Origin of the sequence: Ehrlichia ruminantium (assembly GCF_009728835.1) — a bacterium.
Lineage (GTDB): Bacteria > Pseudomonadota > Alphaproteobacteria > Rickettsiales > Anaplasmataceae > Ehrlichia > Ehrlichia ruminantium_B.
Map to the genome: position 1 here is coordinate 1,009,492 of NZ_CP033455.1, position 13,518 is coordinate 1,023,009.

A 13,518-nucleotide genomic window follows, 5' to 3' on the forward strand; every position below is an offset into this window, starting at 1 on the left:
ATACAACATATAATTTATCAGTACAAATAACTAGATACTTAAAAATACAATAAAAACAAGTTAACGTGATGTACTATAATAATATATTCTAAGAAACAAATTAGAATATTGTAGATAACAATACTGAAAACCATAGACTTAATTACACATATAGAAAAAAATGTTTATTGAGGTCTAAAAACATGTTCAACACCAGATTTTTAAATAAAAAAACTAACACTAACATTAAAAAAACATATATTATATAGTATATAGTAAATCATGATAAAATCAGAACTTCAAAATACATGCATAAATACAGTTTTTATTATGATACATAAATAAGATTTGATTACTTACACAAGATCAAAACATATATACAGTCCTTTTATCATAAAGAACACTAATTATAATACTTCGACATCATTATTACTGATAATAACCATTTTTAACAAATAGTATAATATTAAATTAACAACTTCATAAATAAACATTACTAGTAACATGAGCAATATAATAATTACATAACTTAAGCTGATTAAAGTTAACATTAAATGTAATATAAAAAAACAGATACACAAATATGTATTCTTTACAATAGTTATAAAAAATACATCACGAATCATATTATACAATAACAATGTTATCTAAAGAAAAGAACACATATACATAAAAAGAGCAAATTTTCAAGTACTTACAGCAATTAATATCTCTCAAATGATTCTTCAAAATATATATAGTACCTACTAACAACTTAATCATCACCTAATAAAGGATAAGCCCTAAGAAATACTAATTACATACAAAATAACATATTATGATAATCAAAAGGAACTTTAAATCTTATTAGCTTCTAACCTAAATTTAATAAAAGCCTACATAACCACAAGTAGCAAAAGCAACTCTTTTAACAATAACCAAAACAAAGACTCTATATACCTAATAAGACATATACTACATAACCCCCACTACTCTAGATATATGAAACACATAAAACAACTATATCAGAAACATCTATAAAGCACTAAAATCACATGCTAACATCTTACATGAGTAAAGGTAAAATAATTGAAAACCTACACAGCTATTTATAAATAATTCGATAGAATACTAGAAAAAAATACTTAACTATCATTTTTATTAGATTTAAGAACGTGACGCTCTAGCCTTGCAACACGTTTCCTGAGCATTTTTAGTTCTTCTAAAACCTCATTAATTTGAGTATGAGCTACACTATCACTATTAGCTCCTATACGTTTCACTTTTGACTCTCCTTCAGTTAAAGCTCCATTTTCATTACTTTGAGCACTAGCCGTCATAACCTTTTCTTGAATCTTTACAACAGATTCAAACATTTGTTCAAAAGTTTTACTATCGCCCACAATTTCTTTTACTGTATCTATATACTGCTTTATTACATCCTTATAATTTTCATCCGCCATAAAACTACTACATAAAATACTACATTTAGAACTATTATAACTACATAACGCAAGTTGTCAATATTATTAGATGTAAGATTAATAATATCAATAATACACTAGTAATATGCTAGCTAGTAGGATATACCATATTTTCTGGCTTTATAATTTTATCGAATTCTTCTTCACTTATCAACTTTAACTTCATAGCAGCATCTTTTAATGTTATACCTTGCTCAAAAGCAGTTTTTGATATCTTTGCTGCATTATCATAACCTATATATTTATTTAATGCTGTGACTAACATTAAAGATTGATCTAGTAAAAATGAAATACGTTTTGTATTAGCCCTTATTCCATATACACACTTTTGCACAAAACTAATGCTAGCATCAGATAATAACCTAATAGACTGTAAAATATTATAAATTATCACAGGCTTAAATGTATTTAATTCAAAATGACCATTCGACCCAGCAATACTAACAGTTACATTATTACCCATAACTTGAGCACATACCATAGTTACCGCCTCACATTGAGTAGGATTAACCTTACCTGGCATTATAGATGATCCTGGCTCATTTGTAGGTAAAACAATTTCTCCTATACCACATCTTGGACCTGAACCTAGCAATCTAATATCATTAGCAATTTTCATTAAACTGACAGCAATAACATTTAAAGCACCACTAAATTCAACTAATGCATCATGTGTAGCCAAAGCTTCAAACTTATTTACAGAAGAAACAAAATTAAAACCTGTCATTTTCTTTATCTCATTTGCAAAATGAACATCAAACTGTTTTCTAGAATTAATACCTGTACCCACTGCAGTACCACCTTGTGCTAATTCAAGCAAGTTACTCAACGCTACTTTGACCCGGCCAATACCTTGTAAAATTTGATATGCATACCCAGAAAATTCCTGCCCTAAAGTTAATGGAGTTGCATCTTGGAGATGAGTACGCCCTACTTTCACAATATTTTGAAATGCTATAGATTTACTATGCAAAGCATCATATAAATTCTTCAAACTTGGCAATAAGAAATTTTCGGTTTCAGTAACAGCAGCAATATGCATTGCTGTCGGAAAAGTATCATTTGAAGATTGCGAATAATTTACATGATCATTCGGATGAACTGGAAATTTACTACCTTTCTCCCCACCCAAAATCTCAATAGCACGGTTTGCTATAACCTCATTAACATTCATATTAGTTTGAGTGCCAGAACCAGTCTGCCATATTACTAAAGGAAATTCATCATCTAATTTGCCATCTACAACTTCAGCAGCAGCTTCACAAATTGCATTACCTATAACTTCATCTATGTCACCATTTCTCATATTAACACGAGCTGCAGCTAATTTTACAAGTCCAAGCGCCCTTATTAAAGACTTAGGCATTTTCTCTGAACCAATTTTAAAATTATCAATAGAACGTTGTGTCTGAGCTCCCCAATAGTGACATGCTGGTACATCTACCTCCCCTAAACTATCTTTTTCTTTTCTCATAACTTATTTAATCCCTAATTCGCAACAACAGAACCTATATAATCCAGTTTCTCATACATGTCCACTGATAGCTCGTTGCATTAATATATCTAACAAAACATGTATACCATAAATTAAAACATCATGTACACTTTAATTCTTCACATGTACTATTCATTTTTTATACTATATATTCTACAGTTTTTGTACTACAATAAAAGCGCAAAATAAAATATAATATTAGTTTTTATGATCAATGTGCTAATCACAGCTGGGCCAACACGTGAAAAAATAGATCCTATAAGATATATAAGTAACAATTCTTCTGGTAAACAAGGTTATGCAATAGCAGAATACATGAGTAAGATTGGATGGAAAGTAAACCTAGTATCCGGGCCAGTAGAGATTAAATGCGATAATATAGAAAATATTATATACATAAACACTGCACATGAAATGCTACAAACTTGTATAAAGCTATTACCAGTAGACATAGCAATATTTGCAGCAGCAGTAACTGACTGGTGTCCTGTATATTCCTCCATAAAAATAAAGAAAGAAAAAATTACAAACATTCAAGTTACACCAAACCCAGACATTATATATCAAATAAGTACTCATAAAAAAAGACCTAAACTAGTAATTGGATTCTCATTAGAATCAGAAAATATAATAGAAAACTCACAAATAAAATTGCTTAATAAAAAATGCGACTGGATTATCGCAAACACCCTACACATTAATAACAAAGAAGTTATGGGAAATGATAATAATCAAATTACTATTATCACACAAGATAAACATTATGAATTTCCAATAATGTCAAAAAAAGAAATTGCTAGATTAATCACAGAAAAGATCATAGATTTTTTGGATAATAATTTAGTAAACTAAGAAAATTTTTTTGAAATTACAATAACAGTTTACTGAAAGATCTAAAATTATCTACCTAATAAATAATTATACTTAACTATCAAATATATGAAACCATATTAAATAATTTATTCCAATTAAAACATAGAAAACATATAACCATCACTTTTTCATATAATATCAATTACTAAATACTTTCAATACAATGCAAATTGCTAAAATTAAGAAGAAATTGATAACAAATTTATTATTGATATATTACTTGTAGGGTCAGTATATCAAAATAATTTAATACCCTTATAAACCACTGAATCATGTAGAGTATAATTTACAATAAACTATAATAAAATTATTGATTCCATAAACACTATCAGTAAGATAATAAATCTTACAAACCTATATTAAAGGCTTTTAATTATCCAAAACAAAAAATTATAAAATATATAAATAACTATATAGTCCTATCTATATCAAATTTACATGTAAATTTGATATATTTTACAGCACCATTTTTATTACATTAATATCACATTAGTATCACATAAAGTAAAATAGCAAAAATTATATGCATACATTAACACAGTATGACTTATAACATAAACATTATCATAAGTAGATATCTATACATTAAAAAGAAATTCGTACATACAAATTAATTGACTATTTAACCCTTTATAGGTACTGTAGATAAGCGTTATACAAATTACTCAATTTTAAGTTTTTTAGGCATTCAAGGTGTATCAGCAATTTTGGGAGTTGTTAGGAAATCGACAACATAAAGATTATAGTGTTGCATACATTAATGCACGAATTATCGATCCAGAATCCAAGCTAGACATCACAGGGTCACTTCTTACTAAAGGAGATAAAATAGTAGACTTTGGAAGTAACTTATTTGCTAACGGTATACCCACTGGAATCAATGAAGTAGTAGATTGCAAGAATAATATATTAATGCCAGGACTAATTGATATTCATGTACATTTTCGTGAACCAGGTCAGGAACACAAAGAAACTATTGAAACAGGAAGCAAATCAGCTGCTGCAGGTGGTATAACTACTGTAGTTTGTCAACCTAACACTATACCTACTATTAGCAATGTCATCATTGCAAAATACATAAAAATGAGAGCGTTAGAAACTGCTTATGTAAACATAGAGTTTTATGCTTCTATAACAAAATCTGATAACTCACTATCCGATATGGCCTTATTGAAAGATGCAGGAGCAGTTGGCTTTACTGATGATGGTATGCCAGTAATGAATTCCCTTATAATGAGACAAGCATTAAATTACTCAAGTATGTTAGACACAGTTATTGCCCAACATGCAGAAGACTTAAATCTATCAAGCAATGGATGTATCAATGAAGGAGAAGTGTCATACGAATTAGGAGTAAAAGGAATACCTGATATTTCAGAATCCATCATTGTCAATCGTGACATAACTTTAATGAATAACCTAAGAAATGTACATTACCATGTTCTACATATTTCTTCTAAAAACTCTCTAGACATAATCAAACAAGCAAAGAATCAAGGATTAAGAGTTACTTGTGAAGTAACTCCTCACCATCTTACTTTAACAGAACAAGATGTCATACAACATGGTACTTTTGCAAAAATGAATCCTCCTTTACGTACTGAAAGTGACCGTATTAGTATGATCGAAGGATTAAAAAGTGGGATTATAGATTGCATAGCAACAGATCATGCCCCACACGACACAGGTTCTAAAGAATTACCTTTGGACACAGCTGCTTTTGGAATAGTTGGACTAGAAACAATGCTTCCAATTTCTTTAGAATTGTATCACAATGGCACTATACCTTTAATAGATTTACTTGCAACGCTGACATATAAGCCAGCAGATATTATTAAGGTACCAAGAGGACGCATAAGAAAAGGGTTTACTGCAGACCTTATTATATTAGATCTTGATCATGAATGGACTATTGATATATCAAAATTTGCAAGCAAATCAAAAAATTCTCCTTTTCACAATCGCAAAGTAAAAGGTAAAGTATTAAGAACAGTAGTTTCTGGAAAAACTACATATAAATTTGAAAGGCAAACTTTATAGATTAAAATGTTACTAAACACACATATAGCAAAATTACATGAGATAAAACATCAATCACATTATTAGTACTTCCCTTTATATAAAGCTAATCAACATTCAAAACCATACATTAAAACATTACTTATAAAACAAAACTGTATCTACTTACATTACCTTATAGATCTAGATGCCACCAAACACATACACAGCAAAGTTACATTAAACAAAATATCAATCAAATTATTAGTACTTTCCTTTATATAAAGCTAATCAACATTCAAAACCATACATTAAAACATTACTTATAAAACAATAACTGTATCTACTTACATTACCTTATAGATCTAGATGCCACCAAACACATACACAGCAAAATTACATTAAACAAAATATCAATCAAATTATTAGTACTTCCCTTTATATAAAGCTAATCAACATTCAAAACCATACATTAAAACATTACTTATAAAACAAAACTGTATCTACTTACATTACCTTATAGATCTAGATGCCACCAAACACATACACAGCAAAGTTACATTAAACAAAATATCAATCAAATTATTAGTACTTCCCTTTATATAAAGCTAATCAACATTCAAAACCATACATTAAAACATTACTTATAAAACAAAACTGTATCTACTTACATTACCTCATAGACCTATGATGCCACCAAACACATACACAGCAAAATTACATGAGATAAAACATCAATCACATTATTAGTACTTCCCTTTATACAAAACTATATACATACTAAATATACATATAGTAAAGTTATATTAGACAAAGCGTTCACTAAAACTATTAGGACTTTTCTTGACATCATTACAATGAACTAGCAATTTCAAAAATACATTAAACATTACCTACGAAATAATACCTACACTTACTATTACTTCTTATGCTAATTCTAGTAAATTACTTAACGTCAATGTTATTTAATCAACATAATGTATAAATATCAATCTATATGTTGTATTAATTTATTATGCCCTTGTAGTAATTTTTTTTTCTTTCTTTCATATTGTTGTAGTACTATTTTATCAGGGAATTATGTAAAAGATTTTTAGTAGATATGTATTGGGAATAGTTGTGTTTAATAATCAAATCTGCTAAATTGTGTAAATATAACTTACTGATAACATTAAAAAGAAGTAGAAATATCAATTATGTTAATTAACGTCAATATGGCTTACTCTAGAAGCACATGAATTATAAAACATGAATTTCTGGCAAGCTTTATAATTTCCTAAATGATATAGGGAGTGTATATAATTAAGGGAATGTTTTTTTAATTATGTAACAGTTGTTTCTCTATAGTCTTCTATATAATGTTTGAGTACTATCTCTTTACTGTAGTTGTTATTGTGTAAGTAAGTAATTTTATATTACTTATAAATATTTATGTATTAATCCATAACTCCCTGATAAAATAGTACTACAACAATATGAAAGAAAGAAAAAAAAATTACTACAAGGGCATAATAAACTAATACAACTCTTAAGCAACCACACTCTTTCTATTACTTAATATCAAAATACCTAACATTGTTTATTTATACACAATAATTACCAATTAAAATCATTGTAATCTACATAAGTTAAATACATCATTACATATGAATAACAAAATAATGGTCCTATAATTCTTAGAAAAAATTATCTATAAACTTAATTAGAAGCTTATAAAAACATTGACTTTCAGAATTTTCACATGCTCTATACTAATACAAATATTACCATTTAATAATGAGTAGTCGATTAATCACTAAACTAAATCAACAATCACAAGGAAAAATTTTATAAAACTCTTTCTTTAATATAACATCAAACTCTTCATACGAAACATTTACTCCCAATTTTTCAAGTGAAGTTACTCCATATTCTTTTATACCACATGGCACTATACCTGAATAATGAGAAAGATCTGTAAAAATGTTAATAGACATTCCATGGTATGTTACCCATTTTCTTATTCTAATACCAAATGCAGCAATTTTTTCTTTAACTCCATTATGGTCTATCCACACCCCTATTAAGTTAGGATTAAAATATGATTGTATTGAAAAATGCTTCAATGTTTCAACAATCCATTTCCCCAAACTCTCAATATATAATTTAACATTACATATATTTCTTACTTTTAAATCCATCATTACATAAGCAATTCTTTGACCAGGACCATGATAAGTATATTTACCACCCCTACCTGTAGTATATACAGGAAATAAACTATCAGTTAATAACTCTTCACCTTTTGCACTAGTACCAGCTGTATACAATGGAAAATGTTCAAGCAACCACACTAGCTCATCCTGCAACTTACTAGCTATACCCTCTACTCTTTGTTGCATCAAACTTACAGCCTGCTCATAAGGTACAGGCAAAGATTCAATCTTCCACTCCATACAATTAACAACACTTTGAGATAATACTATAATAAACCAATAGAAAGTTTACTAAAACATAAAACTAAAGACAAAAAAGTAATCATAACAACTTTGAAAAACATACCACCATGGTACTTTGTCATATTAATACCTTTTTCATCATCATCTCAACCAAAAAGCAATTTAGACAAAAGTTTCATTATAAAATAGATGTAGTGTTTCCGATGACAAAGCCAAACTATCATTAAGTTGTAGCTTGCTGCGAGCAATTAACTCTACAGCTTTAGGATAACAAATATGCTCCATCTTTAATATTCTATTAGCAAGTTCTTGCACATCATCAGATGAAAATACTGGCACTGCTGCTTGTACAATAATAGGACCACCATCAACTTCCGGGTATACATAATGAACTGTACATCCAGCAATCTTTACCCCAGCCTTTAACGCTTGAGCTTGTGCACTTAACCCTTTAAATGACGGTAAAAGAGAAGGATGTATATTAATAACTTTATACAGCCACTTATTGATAAACTTTTCAGGCACAATACTCATAAAACCTGCAAGACAGATCAAATCTACTTCATGTTCTTCAAGTATAGCATCAATAGCATCAAAATCTACAGGACGACCTTGCACTACAAAAGTTTTAACATTACTCTGCTGCGCAAGTATTAGACCATTTGCATTGGGTTTATTTGATATAACACAGGACACATTCGCAGGAAAATCATCCCGCTGGCAAGCATTAATTAGTGCTTGCATATTAGAACCTCTACCTGAAATTAAAATACCTAACCTAAGTGGCTTCATAGTCATCAATTAACCCATACAAAATAGCATTATAAACGTAAACTTTTAATCCCACAAGAGCATACTCTTATCTCAATAACAATACTGCAAAAAAATAGTAAACTATCAAATAAAAAACCAAAATAATAAACATAAACTAATATTTATTATTTTTACTTATTTACTTAAGTATGCCTAAAATGTTAAACACAGCCTATTTCAATAAAATATCAAATACTAATAAGGACATCCTAATGAGTTTCATAATATTTAGACACAAATCTATTTAGTAGCCTTATTCCAAAACCAGTTGCACCTTTTGGACATATCTCAGTGCCTTCAGAATCCCACGCCATACCTGCAATATCCAAATGCACCCAAGGAACACCATTTACAAACCTTTGTAAAAATTGTGCTGCAGTAATACTATCTGCACCATATCCTTTTGTTGAAATATTTTGCATATCAGCAATTGACGAGTCTATAAGCTTATCGTAAGCTTCATCTAAAGGTAAGCGCCATAACTTTTCACCAGATTCATTGCCAGCTACAATCAACTGATTTGCAATATTATCATCATTTGAAAAAAGTCCAGCATATTGATTATTTCCCAAAGCAACAACTACTGCACCAGTCAATGTTGCTAAATCTATCATCAGCTTAGGAGAAAACATTTCCTGAGTATACCATAAAGCATCAGCCAGAACCAACCTTCCCTCTGCATCAGTATTTAAAACCTCAATTGTTTGCCCAGACATCGAAATTACAACATCACTTGGTCTTTGTGCATTTCCATCTACTGAATTCTCAACTAGCCCTACTACCCCAACAGCATTAACCTTTGCTTTCCTTGCAGCAAGAGTGCGCATAATTCCAACAACAGAAGCAGATCCTGCCATATCATACTTCATATCCCACATACCTTTAGAAGGCTTTAATGATACACCACCAGTATCAAAAGTCACACCCTTTCCAACAAATGCTATAGGACTGTCTGAGTTTCCAGTGCCATTCCACTTCATTACTACAAGCCTAGACCTTTTAGCGCTACCCTGACCTACTCCAAGAAGTGCCATCATCTGATTTGCCTTCATGTAATCTTCATCAAATACTTCAACTTCAACACCAACTTTACTTAACTCTTCATATATCATTTGAGCATATGTCTCTGGATATAAAATATTAGGAGGTTCTGAAACAAAAGAACGAGCCAAGAATACTGATTCACCCTCAGCTTTTAAAGCATCAAATAAAGCTGTAGATTCTTGCGGGTTACTCTTTAAAAAGAAAACCAATTTATTCAAATAACTTGAGTTTTTATCTTTTTTCTCCACAAAATACTTATCAAATTTAAAACTACGCAAAAGTGCTCCGTAAGCAATATTAGCACTTAGGTTACTATCATTACTACTAATAATCGATGCCTCTGATACTTTCATCTTATTAAGTTCAGAATATATTACACCACCAATTTTTAAGGATTTATTGTCATTAAAATCTTCAGCTTTACCTAACCCCACTACTATTACAACAGGAAAATTTTTTTCTAAACCAATAATTGGTAATACCTCTGCAAACTTACCATCAAAAGATTGATATCCATTTATTATTTCCATAATCTTATCATGATAACCTTCCAACGCGCCATTATCCTCTAAGTGATGACTCCCTTCAAAAATACCCACAACTATTACCGTTGTCTTCAATAACGCAGATATTCCAGACATTAAACTTAAAAATGATATATTTATCATGACTACTCTTTATTGGTATAACTCAGATACATAATCTAGTCTTTTTTTAAAGCTTTTCAAGCAAAATCTCAATATTTAATAAAGCATTTTATCCCGCATTTTTTAGAGTATTAAAAAAATCAGTAGCCTTTGAAACTTGACGTGGTCCTAAAAAGCAAACCAACTTCTTCACATGTACATAGCCATCATCTTCTTTTTCTATACCGTCTTTATTCATTTCCATACTACGTAAAAATGCACCGTAAGCAATATGTGCAGCTATATTACTATCATTAATAGTAATAACTGATGCATCTTCATTGAAATCTTGGTCAGGAACAATACTTTTATCTAATGCCTTAGCTTTACTAATTTCAGAATATATTATACTACCAAGCTTTAAAGCCTTTTCGTTATCAAAATCTTGAGATAAACCAAGCCCTACTACTATCACTGTAGGAAAAACTGGATCACCTAATTGTATAGGAATTGTGATGACTCTCCCAAATTTACCATTCTCAAAAGACTTACAATTTCTAATCTTTTCAAGAAGTGTGTTATCATCACTAAAATACCCATAATCTTCTAAGTGATTACTTCCTTCAAAAATACCTAATACTATTACTTGTGTATTTACCAATTGAGCAAAACCACTGTATACATCTAGAAATGTTATATCTATCATTTTAATACCCCTCAAACATATAAATTGAAATTACTATATTCTCTTTTTTAAGTTATTCAATAAAAGTTTTAATATTAGTTAACAAAATTGCTTGACAAGATATCATATATATAACCCCTAATGTTATTTTTATTAACATAGAATAGTTATATTGTTAATAAACTGACAATATATATTAAAAAAAACCACACCCTTAATTTCAAAATAACAGTAGTAAAATACATTACTTAATTATAGACTTAACAATAATACTATAATGAACATTGTTTTAAATTACACCATCAATCATAATCACTTAACACAAGATATATGTTTATTTTTCCCTACTCTAATACATTAGAAAATATTACATTATCATTGATTCATACAATAATATCTAGTACTGAATATATAAAATATCCTACATAACATTGGCACTCTATAGCTCTATATCCAATAATGCTAACAGCAAAATCAAGCAAGTTAAGTCTAATTTATGACACAACACATAAAATACTACATAGTTTATACTAATTCTAAAACGATCAATAAACATTGTATCTGAGCTCCTGCATTAGTAACATACTAGAAGATCCTTTTTCCTCTCAAGCTCATTTTTTCCGATATACAGTACATCCTGTGTTTACTAAATTTTGAAAAATAATAATACAATACATTTATATTTCTCATCAGTTTTCTTCTTAACACTTTCAGTCTACTTTACATTAAACATTACTTTCGTAGTATTACATACTAGGTACAAATAATCCTAATTTTCACAATTACTAATTATAGTGAATAATTTATCCTTAGTTTAATCCATGCAAATTTTCTACAGATGCACAAAATTCATTGTGTTAATAAAATCACTATCAAAATACATTCATAATAAATACATTAAGAACCGTTTAATTTATAAATTAATAGCCTTTTGTTTTATAAATTCATAACAATCAATATTAGAAATCCACTCAAAACATATTAGACTGATAGTGATTTCTCAGTCTAATACTAATCTATCAGATTATTATTGAAATAAATGTTTATTAAACAACTATAAACATCTTTTTTATTAACCATAGTACAAATATCTACATAATTGATATAATAAAAATATAGCAATACACTTTAGATATTTATAGAATACAACATTGCATCAAATTAAGTTGAATTATATAATGCAGCATGGAATACTAATTTGTTATCACTTAAAAGTTTTATTACGGTAATAAAATGAATTACTTAGCAAAGTTATTATTATGCGTATTTATAAGTACTATGTACACAGATATTGCAGTAGCAAACGATCCTGTATTAGTCAATTGTAATAAAAAAACCCCAGAAATCTATGACCTTAGTAATAAACCAAGTAAATTTTCATTATCAAATAACCTAAGACGTAAAATAAGCAGTCCGATATCAGCTGAAGGAGAGCTTATATATATTGTTGGCAAAGTTACTGATACAAATTGTATGCCTATTAGAGGAGCTAATGTTTTTATATGGCATACCAATGCATATGGAATATATCAACATAATCCCTATGATAATGGTAATATGTTAGAATTAATTCCAGAAGAATTGGATATGTATGATTACCAGTTTATTGGTTCTGGAAAATCAGTTACTGATAATTTAGGAAATTATGGTTTCATCACCATTATGCCTGGAACTAACAATAAAAATAAAGTTCCACATGTACACTTTATGTTACAGCATTCAGAATTTCCTGAATTTAATACAACAATGTTTTTCCCAGAATATGATAACAATCAATATACAAAATTTAAAGAAATCAATGATACAAAATTACAAGATCTATTAACAGCTCAATATACTACAAATCATCTTGGGATAAAAACATATCACTTTAATATCACAATTGAAGGCAAGAGTCCTTATAAATCTTTCAAGTAATCTTATCCTAAAATGCATATTTAAAATAGATAGCCTTATGTTATATTTGTACATAGCACTATAACTTATTGCTGTGATAAGGCCTATTATTATAGACACGTTTTATAGTTAATATTATTCTAGGCTGAGTAGCTTTTCTTTATTTGTATTAGAGTAAGTATGGTACTTATTATCGTAGTTGGTTTTG

Annotated in this window: 9 protein-coding genes; 3 read left to right on the forward strand and 6 right to left on the reverse strand. The window is 28.9% G+C overall.

Annotation, left to right across the window (positions count from 1 at the left end; genetic code table 11):
- Positions 1–1,103 precede the first annotated feature (1,103 nt).
- Together EDL80_RS03515 and fumC are read right to left on the reverse strand one after the other, a co-directional pair.
- The gene (locus EDL80_RS03515; RefSeq protein WP_158406799.1) at positions 1,104–1,421 is read right to left on the reverse strand and encodes a hypothetical protein; all 318 of its coding nucleotides are present in this window, start codon (positions 1,419–1,421) and stop codon (positions 1,104–1,106) included.
- Positions 1,422–1,530: 109 nt separating this feature from the next.
- Positions 1,531–2,916 carry a class II fumarate hydratase gene (gene fumC / locus EDL80_RS03520; protein WP_158406800.1) on the reverse strand — a complete coding sequence of 462 codons (1,386 nt, stop codon included), beginning with the start codon at positions 2,914–2,916 and terminating at the stop codon, positions 1,531–1,533.
- A 228-nt stretch (positions 2,917–3,144) separates the two neighbouring features.
- Between fumC and EDL80_RS03525 the strand changes: the two genes are divergently transcribed.
- Together EDL80_RS03525 and EDL80_RS03530 are read left to right on the forward strand one after the other, a co-directional pair.
- Positions 3,145–3,789: a phosphopantothenoylcysteine decarboxylase gene (locus EDL80_RS03525; RefSeq protein WP_158406801.1), complete on the forward strand. Its 645-nt coding sequence runs from the start codon at positions 3,145–3,147 to the stop codon at positions 3,787–3,789.
- A gap of 714 nt (positions 3,790–4,503) precedes the next feature.
- Positions 4,504–5,850 (forward strand): dihydroorotase, encoded by a 1,347-nt coding sequence (locus EDL80_RS03530; protein WP_158406802.1) that lies wholly within the window; start codon positions 4,504–4,506, stop codon positions 5,848–5,850.
- A 1,763-nt stretch (positions 5,851–7,613) separates the two neighbouring features.
- Here EDL80_RS03530 and lipB read toward each other — a convergent pair.
- The 4 genes from lipB to EDL80_RS03550 form a co-directional block, all read right to left on the reverse strand.
- Entirely contained in the window at positions 7,614–8,273 is a 660-nt protein-coding gene (lipB, locus tag EDL80_RS03535; RefSeq protein WP_269144136.1) for a lipoyl(octanoyl) transferase LipB, read from the reverse strand.
- Between the two features lie 135 nt (positions 8,274–8,408).
- On the reverse strand, positions 8,409–9,038 hold the full coding sequence (gene purN, locus EDL80_RS03540) for a phosphoribosylglycinamide formyltransferase (protein ID WP_196492751.1): 630 nt from the start codon (positions 9,036–9,038) through the stop codon (positions 8,409–8,411).
- Between the two features lie 230 nt (positions 9,039–9,268).
- On the reverse strand, positions 9,269–10,771 hold the full coding sequence (locus tag EDL80_RS03545) for a leucyl aminopeptidase (RefSeq protein WP_158406805.1): 1,503 nt from the start codon (positions 10,769–10,771) through the stop codon (positions 9,269–9,271).
- 88 nt (positions 10,772–10,859) lie between these two features.
- Complete coding sequence (locus tag EDL80_RS03550) at positions 10,860–11,435, reverse strand: hypothetical protein (protein ID WP_158406806.1); 576 nt, start codon at positions 11,433–11,435, stop codon at positions 10,860–10,862.
- Positions 11,436–12,647: 1,212 nt separating this feature from the next.
- On the opposite strand from EDL80_RS03550, the gene EDL80_RS03555 reads away from it, so the two are divergent.
- The gene (locus EDL80_RS03555) at positions 12,648–13,331 is read left to right on the forward strand and encodes a protocatechuate 3,4-dioxygenase (protein WP_158406807.1); all 684 of its coding nucleotides are present in this window, start codon (positions 12,648–12,650) and stop codon (positions 13,329–13,331) included.
- Positions 13,332–13,518 lie beyond the last annotated feature (187 nt).